The sequence below is a fragment of the Pseudomonas sp. NPDC089569 genome, from assembly GCF_050280625.1.
Classification (GTDB): Bacteria; Pseudomonadota; Gammaproteobacteria; order Pseudomonadales; family Pseudomonadaceae; genus Aquipseudomonas.
Map to the genome: position 1 here is coordinate 75,474 of NZ_JBNNVQ010000005.1, position 19,122 is coordinate 94,595.

General features: G+C 63.8%; 18 protein-coding genes. 16 read left to right on the plus strand and 2 right to left on the minus strand.

What is annotated here, in order from left to right; all coding sequences use genetic code 11:
- Positions 1-625: 625 nt before the first annotated feature.
- The 16 genes from ACQKP2_RS04275 (at position 626) to ACQKP2_RS04350 (ending at position 17,403) form a co-directional block, all read left to right on the plus strand.
- Entirely contained in the window at positions 626-1,516 is an 891-nt protein-coding gene (locus ACQKP2_RS04275) for a VOC family protein (protein ID WP_427574615.1), read from the plus strand.
- 12 nt (positions 1,517-1,528) lie between these two features.
- The gene (locus ACQKP2_RS04280; protein ID WP_427574617.1) at positions 1,529-2,404 is read left to right on the plus strand and encodes a CoA transferase subunit A; all 876 of its coding nucleotides are present in this window, start codon (positions 1,529-1,531) and stop codon (positions 2,402-2,404) included.
- 12 nt (positions 2,405-2,416) lie between these two features.
- The gene (locus ACQKP2_RS04285; RefSeq protein WP_427574619.1) at positions 2,417-3,214 is read left to right on the plus strand and encodes a CoA-transferase subunit beta; all 798 of its coding nucleotides are present in this window, start codon (positions 2,417-2,419) and stop codon (positions 3,212-3,214) included.
- Positions 3,215-3,230: 16 nt separating this feature from the next.
- Positions 3,231-4,139: an enoyl-CoA hydratase gene (locus tag ACQKP2_RS04290; protein ID WP_427574620.1), complete on the plus strand. Its 909-nt coding sequence runs from the start codon at positions 3,231-3,233 to the stop codon at positions 4,137-4,139.
- The gene (locus ACQKP2_RS04295; RefSeq protein ID WP_427574622.1) at positions 4,136-5,248 is read left to right on the plus strand and encodes an NAD(P)H-dependent flavin oxidoreductase; all 1,113 of its coding nucleotides are present in this window, start codon (positions 4,136-4,138) and stop codon (positions 5,246-5,248) included. Before ACQKP2_RS04290 ends, ACQKP2_RS04295 begins: the two co-directional genes overlap by 4 nt.
- On the plus strand, positions 5,245-5,997 hold the full coding sequence (locus ACQKP2_RS04300) for an enoyl-CoA hydratase family protein (protein ID WP_427574624.1): 753 nt from the start codon (positions 5,245-5,247) through the stop codon (positions 5,995-5,997). The genes ACQKP2_RS04295 and ACQKP2_RS04300 overlap by 4 nt, the downstream gene beginning before the upstream one ends.
- 9 nt (positions 5,998-6,006) lie before the next feature.
- The gene (locus tag ACQKP2_RS04305) at positions 6,007-7,170 is read left to right on the plus strand and encodes an acyl-CoA dehydrogenase family protein (protein ID WP_427574625.1); all 1,164 of its coding nucleotides are present in this window, start codon (positions 6,007-6,009) and stop codon (positions 7,168-7,170) included.
- Between the two features lie 10 nt (positions 7,171-7,180).
- Positions 7,181-8,239, plus strand: coding sequence for an acyl-CoA dehydrogenase family protein (locus ACQKP2_RS04310; RefSeq protein WP_427574627.1), 1,059 nt, complete (start codon positions 7,181-7,183; stop codon positions 8,237-8,239).
- Positions 8,240-8,242: 3 nt separating this feature from the next.
- Positions 8,243-9,394, plus strand: coding sequence for an acetyl-CoA C-acetyltransferase (locus ACQKP2_RS04315; RefSeq protein ID WP_427574628.1), 1,152 nt, complete (start codon positions 8,243-8,245; stop codon positions 9,392-9,394).
- Positions 9,395-9,451: 57 nt separating this feature from the next.
- Positions 9,452-10,330: an SDR family oxidoreductase gene (locus ACQKP2_RS04320; protein ID WP_427574629.1), complete on the plus strand. Its 879-nt coding sequence runs from the start codon at positions 9,452-9,454 to the stop codon at positions 10,328-10,330.
- 610 nt (positions 10,331-10,940) lie between these two features.
- On the plus strand, positions 10,941-11,726 hold the full coding sequence (locus tag ACQKP2_RS04325; RefSeq protein WP_427574631.1) for an SDR family oxidoreductase: 786 nt from the start codon (positions 10,941-10,943) through the stop codon (positions 11,724-11,726).
- Positions 11,727-11,736: 10 nt separating this feature from the next.
- A complete protein-coding gene (locus ACQKP2_RS04330) occupies positions 11,737-12,207 on the plus strand; it encodes a MaoC family dehydratase (protein WP_427574632.1) in 471 nt (156 codons plus the stop codon).
- Positions 12,208-12,214: 7 nt separating this feature from the next.
- On the plus strand, positions 12,215-13,423 hold the full coding sequence (locus ACQKP2_RS04335; RefSeq protein ID WP_427574633.1) for an acetyl-CoA C-acyltransferase: 1,209 nt from the start codon (positions 12,215-12,217) through the stop codon (positions 13,421-13,423).
- A gap of 76 nt (positions 13,424-13,499) precedes the next feature.
- The gene (locus ACQKP2_RS04340) at positions 13,500-14,702 is read left to right on the plus strand and encodes a helix-turn-helix transcriptional regulator (protein WP_427574634.1); all 1,203 of its coding nucleotides are present in this window, start codon (positions 13,500-13,502) and stop codon (positions 14,700-14,702) included.
- 104 nt (positions 14,703-14,806) lie between these two features.
- A complete protein-coding gene (locus ACQKP2_RS04345) occupies positions 14,807-16,183 on the plus strand; it encodes a DUF1329 domain-containing protein (RefSeq protein WP_427574636.1) in 1,377 nt (458 codons plus the stop codon).
- Between the two features lie 179 nt (positions 16,184-16,362).
- Positions 16,363-17,403, plus strand: a complete 1,041-nt coding sequence (locus ACQKP2_RS04350; protein WP_427574638.1) for a Rieske 2Fe-2S domain-containing protein — start codon at positions 16,363-16,365, stop codon at positions 17,401-17,403.
- A gap of 330 nt (positions 17,404-17,733) precedes the next feature.
- On the opposite strand, the gene ACQKP2_RS04355 is transcribed toward ACQKP2_RS04350, so the two are convergent.
- Positions 17,734-17,892, minus strand: coding sequence for a DUF2986 domain-containing protein (locus ACQKP2_RS04355; protein ID WP_427574639.1), 159 nt, complete (start codon positions 17,890-17,892; stop codon positions 17,734-17,736).
- Between the two features lie 116 nt (positions 17,893-18,008).
- Positions 18,009-18,944 carry an alpha/beta fold hydrolase gene (locus tag ACQKP2_RS04360; protein WP_427574640.1) on the minus strand — a complete coding sequence of 312 codons (936 nt, stop codon included), beginning with the start codon at positions 18,942-18,944 and terminating at the stop codon, positions 18,009-18,011.
- Positions 18,945-19,122 lie beyond the last annotated feature (178 nt).

The following is a 19,122-nucleotide window of genomic DNA, read 5'->3' on the forward strand; positions in this document are numbered from 1 at the left end:
GCCCGCGAACCAGACGACGCGGTTTATCTGTTGCTCCGCGTCTTCGTTCTTCGCCGGCGAGCCTGGCTCCTACGGTGAACCAGGCGCCGCGGTGTATCTGTCGCATCGCGTTATCGTTCTTCGCCTGTAGGAGCGAGGCTCGCCCGCGAACCAGACGACGCGGTTTATCTGTTGCTCCGCGTCTTCGTTCTTCGCCGGCGAGCCTGGCTCCTACGGTGAACCAGGCGCCGCGGTGTACCTGTCGCACCGCGTTATCGTTCTTCGCCTGTAGGAGCGAGGCTCGCCCGCGAACCAGACGACGTGGTTTATCTGTTGCACCGCGTCTTCGTTCTTCGTCGGCGAGCCTGGCTCCTACGGCGAACGGAGCGCCGCGGTGTACCTGTTGCACCGCGTTATCGTTCTTCGCCTGTAGGAGCGAGGCTTGCCCGCGAACCAGACGACGTGGTTTATCTGTTGCTCCGCGTCTTCGTTCTTCGCCGGCAAGCCTGGCTCCTACGGCGAACGGAGCACCCGCTGCAAGAGGGTGCAAGGCCGGTGGTGCTTAGTCTCAACGGACGATGAAGCACCGTACGGCGCTTTGCACAATGCCCGCCACGAAAGCCATTCAGCCAACGAGGACCTGGGCATGATCGACATTCGCGGTTTGAGCTATTTCGTCTCGCAGATCGAAAACCTCAGCCATTGGCAGCGTTACGCCGAGGACGTGCTGGGCATGCAGGTACATCCCGCACCGGGCGGTGGCCTGTACGTGAAGATGGACGAGCGTCCGTTTCGCATGCTGATCGTCGAAGGCAGCGAAGCGCGCTACCTGGCTTCGGGCTGGGAGTTGGCCGGCGAGCAGGCCTTCCAGACCGCGCTGGAGCACCTCAATGCGGCCGGCATCGAATGGCAAGCGGGCACTGCCGCCGAGATCGACCAGCGCGGGGTGCAGGCGTTGGTCAAGGTCACCGATCCGTCGGGCAATTGCCATGAGCTGAGCTGGGGCCATCGTTCCGATTGCCTGCCGTTTGTCTCGCCGCAGGGCGTACCGCGTTTCGTCACCGGCGACATGGGCCTGGGCCACACCGTGCTGCCGGCACCGGATTTCGACGCCACCCTGGCGTTCGCCAAGGAGGTGCTGGGTTTCCAGCTGTCGGACATTTTCAACTTCCGACCCGACCCGTCGGCACCGCCGATCCGCATTCACTTCCTGCATTGCCGCAATGCCCGTCACCACAGCCTGGCATTGGCTGAATACCCGGTGCCGTCGGGCTGTGTGCACGTGATGGTCGAGGTCGATTCGATGACCGAAGTCGGCCGTGCCCACGACCGTCTGCTCGCCCACGAGGTGACCCTGTCGGCCACCCTCGGCCAGCACCTGAACGACCGCATGACCAGTTTCTACATGAAGACGCCGTCGGGTTTCGACCTGGAGTACGGCTTTGGCGGGTTGCAAGTCGACTGGGCCGAACATTCGGCGTTCGAGTTCACCCGCGTGAGCATTTGGGGGCACGACTTTTCGGTCGGCCAACAGTAAGGAATGATCAATATGAACAAACAACTGACAGCGGCCGATGCGGTCGCCCAATTGCGCGATGGCATGACCATCGGTTTCGGTGGCTGGGGCCCGCGGCGCAAGCCGATGGCCATTGTGCGCGAGATCCTGCGTTCACCGGTCAAGGACCTGACCGTGGTCGCCTATGGCGGCCCTGAAGTGGGCATGCTGTGTGCCGCCGGCAAGGTCAGGAAGCTGGTGTTCGGCTTCGCCACCCTGGATGCCATTCCGCTCGAACCCTACTACCGCAAGGCCCGCGAGGCCGGCCAGCTGGAATTGATGGAGCTGGACGAAGGCATGTTCCAGTGGGGCCTGCGCGCCGCCGGCATGCGCCTGCCGTTCCTGCCGACCCGCTGTGGCCTGGCCACCGATGTGACGCGCTTGAACCCGGAACTCAAGACCATCCAGTCGCCCTATGCCGATGGCGAGGTGCTGCTGGCGATGCCGGCGCTCAACCTCGACGTGGCGTTCGTGCATGTCAACGTCGCCGATCGCCTGGGCAACTGCCTGGTGACCGGGCCGGACCCTTACTTCGATCACCTGTTTGCCCGCGCCGCCAACCGTTGCATTGTCTCGTGCGAACGCCTGGAGGAGCGCCTGGAGCTGAACGCCGATCAGGCCCGCTTCAACACCTTCGAGCGCTACCTGGTGAGCGGCGTGGTGCATGCCCCCCTCGGTGCCCACCCGACAGCCTGCGCGCCTGACTACGGCTGGGACATCAAGCACCTCAAGGGCTATGTCGCCAGCAGCCAGGCGGAAAACGGCTGGCAGGACTATGTGCAGACCTACATCGCCGATGGCGAGCAGGTCTATCAGGCACAGAACGGCGGTGCCGACTCCATGGGCGCATTGCCCCTTCCCGTGTTCTGAGGACTAGCGACCATGTCTGCAACCTGTGATTTCACCCTGGCTGAACTGATGATCGTCGCAGCCTCCGAAGCCTGGCGCGGCAATGGCGAAGTGATCGCCTCGGGCCTGGGCGTCATCCCGCGCCTGGGCGCCAGCCTGGCCAAACTGACCCACAGTCCGGAACTGCTGATGACCGACAGCGAGGCGTTCCTGGTCGAAGAGCCGATCCCGTTGGGGCCGCGTGGCGACTACGTGCCGCGTTACTCGGGCTACCTGTCGTTCGAGCGGGTGTTCGAATGCGTGTGGGGCGGGCGTCGCCACGCGATGATCGGGCCGACCCAGATCGACCGCTGGGGCCAGACCAACCTGTCCTGCGTCGGCGACTATCAAAAGCCCAGGACCGCGATCCTCGGTGTGCGCGGCTTGCCGGGCAACAGCATCAACCACCTCAACTCGTTCTTCGTGCCCAGCCACAACACCCGGGTGTTCGTCAGCGGCGAGGTGGACATGGTCTCCGGCGTCGGTTTCAAGGCCGATCGCTGGCCTGAAGGTGCCCGCCGCGACCTGATGGACATTCATTGCGTGGTCAGCGACTTGTGCGTGCTCGATTTCAACGGACCGCAGCGGGCCGTGCAGGTGCGTTCGCTGCACCCTGGCGTGAGTTTCGAGCAGGTCCAGGACAACACCGGTTTCCCGTTGCTCAAGTCCGCGCAACTGCACGAAACCGTACACCCCACGGGTGAGCAGTTGGCCCTGATCCGCCGGCTCGATCCCCACGATTACCGCGCCACGGCGATCAAGGGCAACCCGCCCGGCATCCGTACGGCCTGAGGCAAGGACAGCGAGCATGCACAGCAGCGACAGTGAGTTCATCGTCCGCCAGGACAACGCCGTCTACGAGACGGACACCCCGGTGCTGTACAGCGTGGCCGAGGGTATCGCCACGCTGACGCTGAACCGGCCGACTTTCAACAACGCGCAAAATTCGCAGATGACCTACGCCCTGGACGCTGCGTTTCGCCAGGCGGTGGACGACGACAGCGTCAAGGTCATCGTCCTGCGCGGCAACGGCAAGCATTTCTCGGCGGGCCACGACATCGGCACGCCGGGGCGCGACATCGACAAGCCGTTCGAGCGCGCGCATTTGTGGTGGGACCACACCAACAAGCCCGGTGGCGAGCAGCTCTACGCCCGTGAGCAAGAGGTGTATCTGGGCATGTGCCGACGCTGGCGCGAACTGCCCAAGCCGACCATTGCCATGGTCCATGGCGCCTGCGTGGCTGGCGGGCTGATGCTGGCCTGGGTGTGCGACCTGATCGTCGCCAGCGACGATGCCTTCTTTCAGGACCCGGTGGTGCGCATGGGCATTCCGGGGGTGGAGTATTTCGCCCATCCCTATGAAATGAACCCGCGTATCGCCAAGGAATTTCTCTTCACCGGCGACCGCATGAGCGCCACCCGTGCTTATCAGGTGGGCATGGTCAACCGCCTGGTGCCCCGCGAGGAACTGGAGCAGGCCACCTATGCCCTGGCCGCCGGTGTCGCCCGTCAGCCGCGCATGGGCCTGGCCCTGACCAAGCAGGCGATCAACCATGTCGAGGACCTGCAAGGCAAGCGCACGGCGATGGATGCGGTGTTCGCCTGGCACCATTTTGCCCATGCCCACAACGAGCTGTTGTCCGGCGACAAACTGGGCGGCTTCGACGCCAAGGGCATGGCGCGGGCCAACAAGCAGGCCGAGGAAAAAAACCAATGAACCGCTGGTTGCAGACGCCACTGACCGAGGCGCTCGGTTGCCGCTACCCGATTGTGCAAACCGCCATGGGCTGGGTCGCCGATGCCAATCTGGTGATCGCCACCACCCAGGCCGGAGGCTTCGGTTTCCTGGCCGGGGCGACCATCGCGGCCGATGAGCTGGAAGGCGAAATCCGCAAGGTGATCGACGCCACCGGTGGCAGCAACTTCGGCCTCAATTTCCATATGTTCCAGGACAACGCGGCACAGTGCGTTGACCTGGCGATCCAGTACCGCTTGCGCGCCGTCAGCTACGGACGCGGCCCGGACAGGCAGACCATCGCCCGCTTCAAGGCGGCCAACGTGCTGTGCATTCCCACCGTGGGCGCGCTCAAGCATGCGCTCAAGGCAGTCGAACTGGGTGCCGATCTGATCACCATCCAGGGCGGCGAGGGCGGTGGCCATACCGGCGGTGTGCCCAGTTCGATCCTGCTGCCCCAGGTATTGGCGGCAGTCGAGGTGCCGGTGATCGCGGCCGGTGGGTTCGCCACCGGCCGCGGCCTGGCAGCGGTGCTGGCCGCCGGCGGCGCCGGTATCGCCATGGGCACGCGGTTTCTGATGACGCGCGAATCGCCGACCCCGGCCGCGACGCTGGAGCGCTACCTGAAGGTCAACGACCCGCAACAGGTGCGCGTGACCACCGCAGTCGATGGCATGCGTCATCGCATGATCGAAAACCGTTTCATCAATCACCTGGAACAGGCCGGCCCCTTCGGTCGCCTGCGCATTGCCCTGGGCAGCGCCTGGCAGTGGAAGCAGCAGACGGGCATGAGCCTGGGGCACATGGCCTCGGTGTTTATCCGTGCCCTGCGTGAAGACCCGTCGCAGCTGTCGCAAGTGGTGATGGCCGCCAACCAACCGGTGCTGTTGCAGCGCTCGATGGTCGATGGCGCCCCGGACGAGGGCATCCTGCCCAGCGGCCAGGTCGCGGCGGCCATCGATGAGTTGCTCAGTTGCCGTGACGTCATCGAGGGCATCGCCAACGAAGCCCGAATCTGCCTGGACGCGCTCCTGGCCCGTAGCCAGTGCCCACCTTCGAACCATTCCGTCAGCATTGGAGAACCCCTGTGAACCAGGCCTTTACGACGCAACTCAATCAGGGGATCGCTGAACTGGTGATCGCCAAGCCGCCGGTCAACGCCCTCGACAGCCAGGAGTGGCATGCGCTGGCGCGGCAGATCGAAGCCCTCGGGGCCAACCCCGAGGTGCGGGTCATCGTGATCCGTGCCGAAGGCCGGGGCTTTTGCGCCGGCGTGGACATCAAGGAACTGGATCAGCATCCGCAGCGGATAGTCGAGGTCAATGCCGGCAACTACGCCACCTTCAAGGCCGTGCACCGCAACCCGGTGCCGGTGATTGTCGCGGTCCATGGTTTTGTCCTCGGCGGCGGCATTGGCATCACCGGGGCGGCGGACATTGTCGTGGCCTCCGAATGCGCGACCTTCGCCTTGCCGGAAGTCGACCGTGGCGCCATGGGCGGCGGTGCGCACCTGCAACGCCTGTTCCCGGTGCAAAAAGTCCGTTACCTGTTCTTCACCGGTGATCGCATCGGCGCGCCCGAAGCCCTGCAGTACGGATTTATCGAGCGCATCGTGAGCAAGGACCGCCTGCGCGAAACCGCATTGGAGATCGCGGCGAAAATCGCCCAGAAGAGCCCGGGCATGATCCGCATCGCCAAGGAAGCCTTGAACGGCATCGAAGACGGCAACCTGGAAGACAAATACCGCTGGGAGCAAGGCTTCACCATGCAGGCCTACAGCAACCCGGACTCGGCGGAAACGCGCCGGGCCTTCGTCGAAAAACGCGACGCCAAGTTCTGAGGGATCGCCATGGACCTGACTTACACCCCCAAGCAAAACGCCTTCCGCGCCGAAGTGCGCGCCTGGTTGGCGAGCAACTTGCCGCGCGAACCCCTGGCCAGCTACGACACCCGCGAAGGCTTTGAACAACACCGCGCCTGGGAAGCCAAGCTGTTCGAGAGCCGCTGGTCGATGGTCATGTGGCCGGCCGAACTGGGTGGTCGCGGTAGCGACCTGATCGAATGGCTGATCTTCGAAGAAGAGTATTACGGCGCCGGGGCACCGATGCGCGTCAACCAGAACGGCCAACTGTTGCTGGGGCCGACGCTGATGGAGTTCGGCACCCCGGAGCAAAAACAACGCTTCCTGCCGCGCATGGCCGCCAGCCTGGACATGTGGGCGCAAGGCTGGTCGGAACCCAACGCGGGCTCCGACATGGCGGCGATCACCAGTCGCGCGGTACTCGACGGCGACCATTACGTGATCAACGGGCAGAAGACCTGGTCGACCCGGGCGATTTATGCCGACTGGCTGTTCGGTCTGTTCCGCAGCGAGCCGGGATCGACCCGTCACCACGGCCTGTCGTTTGTCATGGTTCCGCTGGACACGCCAGGGGTGAGCATTCGCCCGATCAAGGCACTCAACGGCAAGGACGCATTCGCCGAAGTGTTTTTCGATGATGTGCGGGTACCGGTGGCCAATCGTATTGGCGAGGAAGGGCAGGGCTGGCACGTGGCGATGGCCACCGCCGGTTTCGAGCGCGGACTGTTGCTGCGCTCGCCGGCGCGCTTCCAGGCCACGGCACGCAAGCTGGTTGAACTGTACAAGGCCAACCGCGCCAGCGCCGACCGTGATCCCGGCCTGCGCGATGCCGTGCTGGATACCTGGATGGGCGCCGAAGCCTATGCGCTGTCGGCTTATCACACCGTGGGCCGGCTGAATCGGGGCGAGCAGATCGGCGCCGAGTCGAGCATCAACAAGATCATCTGGTCGGAGCTGGACCTGAAGATGCACGAGACTGCCATGCGCATTCTTGGCACGCGCGGCGAACTGCTGACCAAGGGCGCGCAGGCCGGCGATGCGGCGGGTTGGCTGGAGGGCTTCCTGTTCGCCCAGTCCGGGCCGATCTATGCCGGCACCAACGAAATCCAGCGCAACATCATTGCCGAGCGGATGCTTGGCTTGCCCAAATAAGGAACCGCCCATGGACTTCACTTTCAACGATGACCAGGTGGCGTTCCGCGAAGCCATCAGTCGTTTCCTGATGACCGAGGCCGCCCCGGAAATGCTCAGGGAGATCTGGGAAACCGATCCGGGTCGCTCACGGGAGTTGCGCAACAAGATTGCCGGCCAGGGCCTGACCGCCTTGTCGGTACCCGAGGCCGAAGGCGGCCTGGGCATGGACGATGTCACCTGGGCGCTGATGACCCAGGAACTGGGCTACTACGCCATTCCCGATTCGCTGGCCGATACCGCTTATGTCGCCAGCGGGTTGCTCGCTGCGTTGCCCGACGGGCACCCGGCCCGCGCCGATCTGTTGCCACGGATCGCCGACGGCAGCCTGCGCCTGGCCATCGGTCACCCGGTCAACGCGCTGGTCAGCGATGCGCAGCTGGCCGAGGTGCTGATCCTCACCGACGGCGATGACATCCATGTGCTGCCGCGTGCCGAGGTGGACGTGGCGAACGCGCCGAGTATCGATGCTTCGCGGCGCCTGGGCCAGGTCAGTTGGACCCCGTCGCCGGCAACCTGCATCGCCAGCGGCGAGCAGGGTCGGGCCTTGCAGGCGCGCCTGCTGGACCGTGGGGCGCTGTCGGTGGCCGGGCAACTGCTGGGTCTGGCGCAACGCATGCTCGATTTGTCGGTGGACTACGTGGCCCAGCGCAAACAGTTCGGCAAACCGATCGGCAGCTTCCAGGCGGTCAAGCATCACCTGGCCGATGTCGCCCGTTACATCGAACAGGCCAAGCCGGTGCTGTATCGCGCCGCCCACGCTTTGGCTCGCGGTGACGTCAACGCCAGCGTGTGGGTTTCGCAAGCGCGGCTGGCGGCGAACGAAGCCAGCTGGGTCGCGGCCCGCAAGGGCATCCAGGTGCACGGTGCGATGGGGTACACCTGGGAAGTGGATCTGCAGATGTTCATGAAGCGCGCCTGGGCCCTGGATGCGTCCTGGGGGGATCGCGGCTTCCACAAAACCCGTGTCAGCGACTACCTGTTCGCCGACGCCACCGGCCTGGGGCCGGGGCATACTTTCGAGGAGTGAGTCATGGCACAGGCCTACATTGTTGATGCACTGCGTACCCCTACCGGCAAGCGCAAGGGCGCCTTGAGCGAAGTCCATGCCATTGACCTGGGCGCCCACGTGCTCAAGGCGCTGGTGGAACGCAACGTGATTCCCGCCGAAGACTACGACGATGTGATTTTCGGCTGCGTCGACACCATCGGATCGCAGGCCGGCGACATCGCCCGCACCAGTTGGCTGGCCGCCGGTTTGCCGCTTTCGGTGCCCGGCACCACGGTCGACCGCCAGTGCGGTTCGTCACAACAGGCGCTGCACTTCGCGGCGCAGGCCGTGATGAGCGGCACCCAGGATGTGGTCGCGGTGGGCGGGGTGCAGACCATGACCCAAATCCCGATTTCCTCGGCGATGCTGGCCGGTCAGCCGCTGGGGTTTGCCGATCCGTTCTCGGGCAGCCTTGGCTGGCGCGCGCGTTTTGGCCAGCAGCCGGTGAACCAGTTCTACGCCGCCCAGCGGATCGCCGATCACTGGCAGATCAGTCGCGAGCAAATGGAAGCCTTTGCCCTGCAGAGCCACGAACGGGCGCTTGCGGCCATCGCCAGTGGGCGATTCGCCCGGGAAATCGTCACCTGCCAGGGGCTGGCGGTGGATGAGACTCCGCGCCAGAGCAGCCTGGCCAAGATGGCCGAATTGCAGCCGGTGGACCCGCAGTTCCCGTCGATCACTGCGGCGGTATCCAGCCAGACCTGCGACGCCTCGGCGGCGTTGTTGGTGGTGTCCGAAGCGGCGCTCAAACGCTACGACCTGACGCCACGGGCGCGGATTCATCACCTGACTGTGCTGGGTGACGATCCGATCTGGCACCTCACCGCGCCGATTGCCGCCACCCGCCGGGCGCTGGCCAAAAGTGGCCTGGGCATGGCCGACATCGACTGTGTCGAGATCAACGAGGCTTTTGCCTCGGTGGTCATGGCCTGGGCCAAGGAGCTCGATTACGACCCGGCACGCACCAACGTCAACGGCGGCGCGATTGCCCTGGGCCACCCGTTGGGGGCCACCGGTGCACGACTGATGACCACGCTCCTGAACGAGCTGGAATGCAGCGGCGGTCGCTATGGCCTGCAAACCATGTGTGAAGGCGGCGGCCAGGCCAACGTGACCATTATCGAACGCCTGTGAGTTTTTCCTGGCCGCCGCTTGGTGCGTGCGGCCAGCCCGATTTTCAAGGAGTCAGACATGACGATGTGTAAAGACCGTACCGTGATCATCACCGGGGCCGGCGGCGGGCTCGGTCGGGCCTACGCCCTGGCGTTTGCCGCGCAAGGGGCCAATGTGGTGGTCAACGATATTCGCGCCGAAGCCGCCGAGGATGTGGCCGGTGAAATTCGCGCCCAGGGTGGCCGGGCCATCGCCAACAGTGACGACATCACCACCCTGGCCACGGCGCAGCGCATCGTCGACGCGGCATTGGCGGCGTTCGGTGAAGTGCATGTGCTGATCAACAACGCCGGGGTCTTGCGCGACCGCATGTTCATCAGCCTCAGTGAAGAAGACTGGGACATGGTCATGCGCGTGCATCTCAAGGGTCACTACTGCCTGGCCAATATCCTCGGCCGCCGCTGGCGCGACCTGGCCAAGGCCGGCACCCCGGTCGATGCCCGGATCATCAACACCAGCTCCGGCGCCGGCCTGCAAGGGTCGGTCGGGCAGTCGAATTATTCGGCGGCCAAAGGCGGTATCGCGTCGCTGACCTTGGTGCAGGCGGCGGAACTGGCCCGCTACGGCGTCACCGCCAACGCCCTGGCGCCGGCTGCCCGGACTTCCATGACCGAGAGCGCCATGCCGGACGTGGTGAAAAAGCCCGAGGACGGCAGCTTCGATGCCTGGGCGGCGGAAAACGTCGCGCCGCTGGTGGTGTGGCTGGGGAGCGCGGCGTCGGCCCACGTCAGCGGTCAGGTGTTTGAGAGCCAGGGCGGAAGGATCTCGCTGGGTGACGGCTGGCGCACCGGCGTCACCCGCGACAAGGGGGCGTTGTGGCAGGTCGAAGAAATCGGCGCGGCCGTGGACGCCATCCTCGCCCAGGCGCCGAAGGCACAACGGGTGTGGGGCAGTTGAACACACCCTGGGCGCGAGCGGTGTACCTGCTGCACCGCGTCATCGTTGTTCGCCTGTAGGAGCGAGGCTAGCCCGCGAACGGGGCGCCGCGGTGTACCTGTCGCACCGCGTTATCGTTCTTCGCCTGTAGGAGCGAGGCTTGCCCGCGAACGGGGCGCCGCGGTGTACCTGTCGCACCGCGTTATCGTTCTTCGCCTGTAGGAGCGAGGCTTGCCCGCGAACCAGCCGCCGCGGTGTACCTGTCGCACCGCGTTATCGTTTTTCGCCGGCAAGCCTGGCTCCTACGGCGAACGGGGCGCCGCGGTGTATCTGTCACACCGCGTTATCGTTCTTCGCCGGCAAGCCTGGCTCCTACGGCGAACGGGGCGCCGCGGTGTACCTGTCGCACCGCGTTATCGTTGTTCGCCGGCAAGCCTGGCTCCTACGGCGAACGGGGCACCGCGGTGTATCTGTCGCACCGCGTTATCGTTCTTCGCCGGCGAGCCTGGCTCCTACGGTACGGGGAACCCGGCGATGCGGTGTACCGCACGCCATACCCCATTTTGACGATGTGCCCGCGCAGCGCCCCCCGTACAACTACAGCGTATTGATTTCTTCGGAGGTAGACGCTGTGAGACAAGCCCCCCCTTATGTGCCCGGTCATCAATTGCTGGCCGGCAAGTCAGTGTTGATTACCGCTGCCGCAGGCGCCGGTATCGGTTATTCGGCGGCCCGGCGCAGTGCCGAGGAAGGTTGCCGGGCGCTGATGATCAGCGACGTGCATCCGCGTCGCCTGGAGGAGGCGGTGGAGCGCCTCAAGGCCGAGACGGGGTTGCAGGCGATTTATGGCCAGTTGTGCAACGTCACAGTCGAAGACGAGGTTCAGGCGCTGGTGGCGGCGGCCGAAGAGGTCCTGGGTGGCGTCGATGTGTTGATCAACAACGCAGGTCTGGGTGGCCAGAAGCGCCTGGTGGAGATGAGCGACGAGGAATGGTCGCGGGTGCTGGATGTCACCCTGACCGGCACCTTCCGCATGACCCGGGCGATGTTGCCGCACATGCAGCACCGGGGCGCCGGCGCCATCGTCAATAACGCCTCGGTGCTCGGCTGGCGCGCGCAAAAGGAACAGGCCCATTACGCCGCCGCGAAGGCCGGGGTGATGGCGCTGACCCGCTGCAGCGCCCTGGAAGCCGCCGAGTTCGGCGTGCGCATCAATGCGGTATCGCCATCGATCGCCCTGCACGATTTTCTCAAGAAAGCCTCCAGCGAAGAGCTGCTCGCCAGCCTTGCCGGTCGCGAAGCATTCGGCCGTGCCGCCGAGGTCTGGGAAGTGGCCAACGTGATGATGTTCCTGGCCAGCGACTACGCCTCCTACATGGTCGGTGAAGTGCTGTCCGTCAGTTCGCAGCAAGCTTGAGGATCAATCCATGAGTCATGTTTTCAACACGGCCGCGGCGTTGCTGGCGGCCGAGGGCCTGGACCTGGGCCATACCGAATGGCTGACCATCAGCCAGGAACGCATCGACCTGTTTGCCGAAGCGACGGGTGACCACCAGTGGATTCATGTCGATCCGCAACGCGCCGCCAACGGTCCCTTCGGCGCCTGCATTGCCCACGGTTACCTGACCCAGTCGCTGGCCAATCTGTTCATGCCGCAGTTGCTGACCATCGAAAACATGGCGATGGGCGTCAACTACGGCAGCGATCGGGTGCGCTTCCCGGCGCCGGTCAAGGTCGGCTCGCGGGTGCGCGGCAGTGGCCGGATCGTCCGCGCCGAATGGCTCGGCGACGCCGTGCAACTGGTGGTGCGCATCACCGTGGAAGTCGAGGGCCAGGCACGCCCCGGGTGCGTGATCGACACCATCAGCCGCTACACCTTCAACCCTGCCTGCGAGTGAGTTACCCATGGACCTGAATGAAGTCGTCATCGTCGCCACCGCCCGTACCGCGCTGGCCAAATCGTTTCGCGGATCGTTCAACGATACCGAGGCACCTGTGCTGGGCGGCCATGTCGTGCGCGCAGTCGTCGAGCGCGCCGGCATCGAGCCGGGTGATGTGGAGGATGTGATCATGGGCGCGGCGGTGCAACAGGGCACCCAGGCCTACAACATCGGCCGGCTCTGCGCCTACACCGGCGGCTTGCCGGACAGCGTGCCGGGCATGGCCCTGGACCGGATGTGTGCGTCGGGCCTGATGAGTATCGGCGTGGCCGCCAAAGGCATCATGAGCGGCGAGATGAACATCGCCATCGGTGGCGGCGTGGAGTCCTTGTCGCTGACCCAGACCCGGCACAAGAACACCTATCGCGCCCAATCCGAAGCCGTGTTGCAGGTGATGCCCGCGGCCTACATTCCGATGATCGAAACCGCCGAGATCGTGGCTCGCCGCTATGGCGTCAGTCGTGCCGCCCAGGACGAGTATTCACTGCAAAGCCAGTTGCGCACCGCCGCCGCGCAACGTGACGGTCTGTTCGATGAGGAAATCGTCGGCCTGAGCGTGAACAAGCTGCTGTTCGCCGCCGACGGCCAGCCCGATGGTCATGAACGCGTGCAAGTCGTGCGTGACGAGTGCAACCGGCCTAATACACGTCTGGAAGACCTGGCGGCGTTGAAACCGGTGTGGAAGGACGGCAAGTGGATCGAGCAGGGCGAGTTCGTCACCGCCGGCAACGCCTCACAGTTCTCTGACGGCGCCTCGGCCTGCTTGCTGATGAGCCGTGCCGAAGCCAAGCGCCGCGGACTGACCCCGCTGGGCATTTACCGGGGCATTGCCGTCGCAGGCTGCGCGCCCGAAGAAATGGGCATTGGTCCCGTGGTCGCCATTCCCCGGTTGCTCAAGCGCTTTGGCCTGAGCGTGGCGGATATCGGCCTGTGGGAGATCAACGAGGCGTTTGCCAGCCAGGTGCTGCATTGCCGCGATGCACTGCAGATCCCGGCCGAGCGCTTGAACGTCAATGGCGGCGCGATTGCCATCGGTCATCCGTTTGGCATGTCCGGTGCGCGGATGGTGGGCCACGCCCTGATCGAAGGGCGGCGCCGCGGTGCGCGCTACGTGGTGATTGCCATGTGCATCGGTGGCGGCATGGGCGCTGCCGGTCTGTTCGAGCTGCCGTGAGGCGGGAGAGTCGCCGCCGCTCTGTCGATGGGATTGATGAGGGCCCGCAGGTCGGGCCCGTTGCTGGGGAATGGTTATGCAAAGTGGTATGCCCAACGCACAGGTCCTGACGCACATGGGGCTGGAGTTGGCCGAGTACGAGCGGATCATCGGCAACATCTACGATTCGGCAATGGACACACGCTGCCTGAACGATTCGCTGCGTGAGCTTCGATCGGTGTTCAAGGCCAATTTCGTGACCTTGATTCTAAGGGTCCAGGACGAACCGCTGCTGTCGCCGATGGTGGTTGCGGGCGATGTCGAACTGGGGGAGGGCGGAATCAACCACTACGCCTACTACGCCAAGTCCACCCTGTTCGACGGCCTGCCCACCGACACGGTGTTTACCGTCGATGAACTGATCAGCGATGCCGAATGGAGTCGCTCGGCGTTTTACCTGTTGTTTTGCCAGCCCCACGATTGCTACCACATGCTCGGCGCCGATATCCGCATGCCCGATGGCGGCACCGTACGCTTTCGCATCAATCGACCGCAGGGTCATCCACGTTTCGGCGACAGCGAGCGGGCGCTGTGCGCGATGTTGTTGCCGCACCTGCGCCGGGCCTTGCACATGCATTCGCTGCTCGACCGCAGCGAGTCGCTGGGCAGCCTGTATTCGCAGACGATCAGCCGCCTGGCGGTGGCGACCATCGTGCTCGACGAGAACGGCAGTGTCGTGCAACTCAATCCCGTGGCCCGGGACATTCTCGACAGCCAGGACGGCCTCAAGGTGGTGGGCGGTCGACTGGAGGCGACGTACCCCAGTGACAATCGGGAGTTGACGCGCCTGGTGCGCAACGCCTTCCAGCGCGCCCGGCAGGGCGTCGGCAAGGGTGTGCAGATGGCCGAAGCGACCTCGATCTCCCGACCTTCAGGACAAGTCAGCCTGGGGGTGGTGGTGGAGCTGATTCCGTCCCAGGAACTGCTCGAAGGCAACGGCAAGCCCACGGTGGTGGTGTATGTGCGCGATGCCGTGAGCAAGTCGCTGGTGAGCACCGTGTTGACCTCGCAACTGTACAGCCTGACCCCGGCGGAAACCGCGCTGGCCCTGGAATTGGCCAACGGCCTGTCGCTGGAGGAAGCCTCGGAAACCCTCAATATCCGCCGCAACACCGCGCGTGCGCACCTGCGTTCGATCTTTTCCAAGACCGGCGTGCGGCGCCAGACCGAGCTGGTGCGGATCATGCTCAACAGTGTGGTGGCCCTGGGTACGCCGCAGCCGCAAGCGTCCAGGCGGTGACGCGGGCCTGGGTAAAAATGCGTTAGTCCGTGCGGACGATGCTGCCGGTTTCTCTGGCTGTCGATACTGGGCAACCGTGGTCGAACCTCACAAGGAGAATAAAAATGATCGGCGCAAATCAGTCCCCTGGCCGGGCCCTGGCGTTGTTGTTGGGATGCTGTGTCATCGGTACGGTCAACGCGGCACCCGAGGACATCGCAAGGCTGGGCAATGACCTGACGTGCCTGGGCGCGGAAAAGGCCGGCAATGCCGACGGCAGCATCCCGGCCTTCAGCGGCAAGTGGCTGGGTGTACCGCCCCACGTTGATTTCAAGGGCACCGGTAATCACCCGGTGGATCCGTACCCGGACGAAAAACCGCTGTTCGTGATCACCGCACAGAACGTCGCGCAATACAGCGATGCCTTGTCCGACGGGCAAAAGGCCCTGTTCAAACTGTACCCGGCCACCTACAAAATGCCGATCTATCCCTCGCACCGAGATTTTCGCTTCAACGATGCGGTGTGCCAGGCTACCCGCGAGAACGCCAGCGTGGCGCGCCTGGTGGATGACGGTGAAGGGGTGGTCGGCAAGACCGGCGGCACGCCATTTCCCGTGCCACGCAGTGGCCTGGAACTGCTGAAGAACGCCTCGACCTTTACCCTGCGGGCGTGGACCGAGGAATACGTCTCCGACAACGCCTATGTGCTCAAGGGCGGCAACATCAACTGGGGACGCGTGCATTCACGCAACCTGGCGCCGGCGCTCGAGCCCGGCAAGGTCGGTGATACCACCGGCAACTCATCGTTCTACCTCAATGAAACCCTGCTGCCGCAGCGCGACAAGGGCGAGATCAATACCGGCACCGAGTTCTGGAACGACAAGACCGAACCGCGCCAGGCCTGGCGCTACGATCCGGGCACCCGCCGCGTGCGCCAGTCACCGGGATATGGCTTCGACATGTCGTTCCCCGGCAGCGGTGGTTCGATCACCGTGGATGAGGTGCGCCTGTTCAACGGTTCGGGGCAGCGCTATGACTGGAAGATCGTCGGCAAGCGCGAGATGTTCATCCCCTATGACACCTACCGCTTGCATGCGGCCAACCTCAAGTATGCCGACCTGCTGACCCCCGGCCACATCAACCCCGACGCCCTGCGTTTCGAGCGCCATCGGGTGTGGGAGCTGGAAGGGACCCTCAAGCCCGGTTTCCGCCATCTGTACGGCAAACGCAAGTTGTACATCGATGAAGACACCTGGTTCCCGATGCTCGCCGACAACTACGACAACCATGGCGAGTTGTGGCGCACCTCGATGGTCAACTACTTCTACGCCTACGAAAGCCAGCGACCTCAGGCAGGCGTGGGCCTGTACTACGACCTCAATGCCGGCAGCTACCTGGCGTTCAACCTGATCAACGAGCAGCGCAACGGCTACCTGTTGAACAAACCCGGCTTCAGCCCCCGCGACTTCGGGCCGGAAGCCGCGCGCCGCTTCGGCCAGTAGCCGTGTAGCAGGGCGCCCGTGGCGAAACGGGCGCCATTTGAGAGTGGGTCGCGATTGACCTAGTCCAACTGAACGATGACTGCCCTTGCGCGGCTGCTCAATGATGGCCGACATGGGATCACCCTGTTTTTCCTGAGGGCATTGCCTGCCCCGAAGTCTGTAACCGAGGAACAATAACAATGACCAAACTCGCTGAAATCAGCATTGAGAACGCCCAGCGCACCCACCGTTACGCGCGCGGCTGGCACTGCCTGGGCAACGCCCAGGATTACCGCGATGGCAAACCCCACACCCTGGAAATCTTCGGCACACGCCTGGTGGCCTTCGCCGACAGCCAGGGCAACATCAGCGTCCTGGATGCCTATTGCCCGCACATGGGCGCCGACCTGTCCCAGGGCACCATCGAGAACGACCGGCTGGTGTGCCCGTTCCACCACTGGAAGTACGACACCAGCGGCAAATGCGCGGAGATTCCTTACTGCAAGCGCATTCCACCCAAGGCCAAGACCCGCAGCTGGCTGACCTGCGTGGAAAACAACCTGCTGTTCGTCTGGAACAACCCCGAAGGCCGTCCACCGAAAGAGGGCGTGGTCATTCCGCACTTGCCCGAGATGGACGATCCGGACTGGATTCATGACTGGAACATCGACACCATGCTGATCGAAACCAACCCGCGCGAGTTGGTCGACAACCTGGTCGATGCCCAGCACTTCGGGCCGGTGCACGGTACGCCGACCAAATACTTCGCCAACGTCTTCGAAGGGCACATCGGTCACCAGATTTTCCATGGCGACTCCGAGCGCCTGGGCGGCGACCTGATCGCACCCTCGGCCTACTACGGGCCGGCGACCCACTTCACCCACATCAGTTCGATGTTCGGTGACGTACGCATCCACGCCATTTTGCTCAACAGTCACGTACCGGTGACCCCGAATAGCTTCGACCTGCGTTTCGGTTGCATGGTCAAGCGTGTGCCGGGCTGGACCGAGGAGCAGAACCAGGAAGTGGCCAAGGCCTATGTCCAGGGCAACCGCGACTCGTTCTACCAGGACGTGGTGATCTGGAAGCACAAGATCCGAATCGACAAACCGGTGTTGGCCGAAACCGACGGCCCGGTCTACCAGTTGCGCGAGTGGTACGAGCAGTTCTTCACCGACGAGGACGACGTACCGGCGTTCATGGCCGAGCGTCGCGAGTTCATCACCGTCGACGAGCGCTGACAGAGCGGCCGCGTGCCTTCCAGAGACAAGCGATTGTCACTCGAAGGCACCGCTGGCGAGGGTATTGCCGACCTGGCAGTCAAGGCAAGGACGCAGGTCCGATTCAAAGATTACGAGCGCATCCACAATGAAAACAAAAAAGCTTGTCGCCTATGTCTTCCCGTTGTTGATCCTGTTTTTGCTGGTCTTGACCGTACAGCTTTCGGTACCCCCGGAGCCTGACAGCGTCAGGGCCTGCAAGCGTTACGCGAGCTGTATTACGATGAGTTCGAGTGTCCCGAACTGGTTGAATTTGCGCTAGAAATTGCGCTGGGTCGGTTCAGTGACGCGTCAGCTCTCGGTAGAAACGGTGGCATCCGAAACAGCTTCGGCCGCCAGTTTCAACCGCTCGGCCTTGCTGATGTATTTGGGTTTTTTCGGTGCCAGTTTGGCGCTGGCCTTTTTGGCTTTGGCCTTGAATAGCTGCTGCAGTTTTTTTTGACGGTTCATGGTTTCTACTCGGTTTGAAAGGCGGGCGCGCTCGTCCTGTGGGCGATTCAAGTGTTGCGCGCCCTGACAAAGATAACATCGGCCCGGTGAATATTTCCCTCCGGGCACGTGCTCAATCAGTTCGCACCCACGCTTTGCATCCCCGTCATCGAGATAAAGTCCCGAACAGCCTTGATGGTCGGTGTCGGTGCTTCTTCCATCAACCAATGCCCAGCCGCCGGTATCACAACCTGCGTCACGTTGTCCGCCGCATTGCGCATCACGATCGCTTCATTGTCGGCGAAAGACTTCTCGCCTCCCACCGCCAGCACCGGCATGGTCAGGTGCTTGTGCAGGGTTGGCGCGTTGTCGATTGCATCCTGACGAATACTGCGAAATTGTGCGAATGCCGCGTGCATGGCGCCGGGACGGGCGTAGAGTCTGGCGTAATGCTGGCGCGTACCTTCATCGACCTTGGCAGGATTGCCCGCGAACTCGTTCCAGAACCGGTCCAGGTAGATGCGCTCGCGACCGGCAACCAGGCGCTCCATGTCAGGGCCGCCGAAGTCGAAATGCCACAGCATTGGCGAGCGGACAATGTCGTCCCAGGGCGTAATGCCCGGCACCGGCGCATCCATCACCACCAGACGTTCGGTATGCTCCGGGTATTGAGCGGCATAGGCGAAAGCGACCATGGTGCCGATGTCGTGACCGATGACCACGGAATGTTCGATCTTCAGCGCACTCAGCACCTGGCGGATGTCGGCGGCCTGGGTTTTCTTGTCGTAGCCGCCGTCGGGAATCGACGACAGGCCCATCCCGCGCAGATCCGGCACGACCACCGTGTGATCGCGTGCCAGGTCCGCCGCCAGCGGCGCCCACATATCGCCGGTATCGCCAAAACCGTGCAAAAGCACCACGGCCGGTCCTTTACCGCCGATGCGCACATGCAGGGTTGCGTTTTCGACCTTGATGTCCTGAGTACGGAAAGCCGCTGGGAAGGGTGTTACATCGGCCTGGGCCTGAACACTCAATGCGAGCAGGGTGAGGGCGGTCAGCAGTGGACGGATCATGCCGGAGTCTCCAGTGGTGCGTATGGTCGAGAAAGGCGCGTTTTGCCGCGTTCGTTCAGGCGAAATGACGTGGGGGAGAGCGTAGACGTATCCGACAGGAGAGGCCGGGTTCCTTGCCGGGAAAACGGACCATGGAGAGGAAAAACAGGGGAGCCGGTCAGCCTAGGTGCACTGCAAG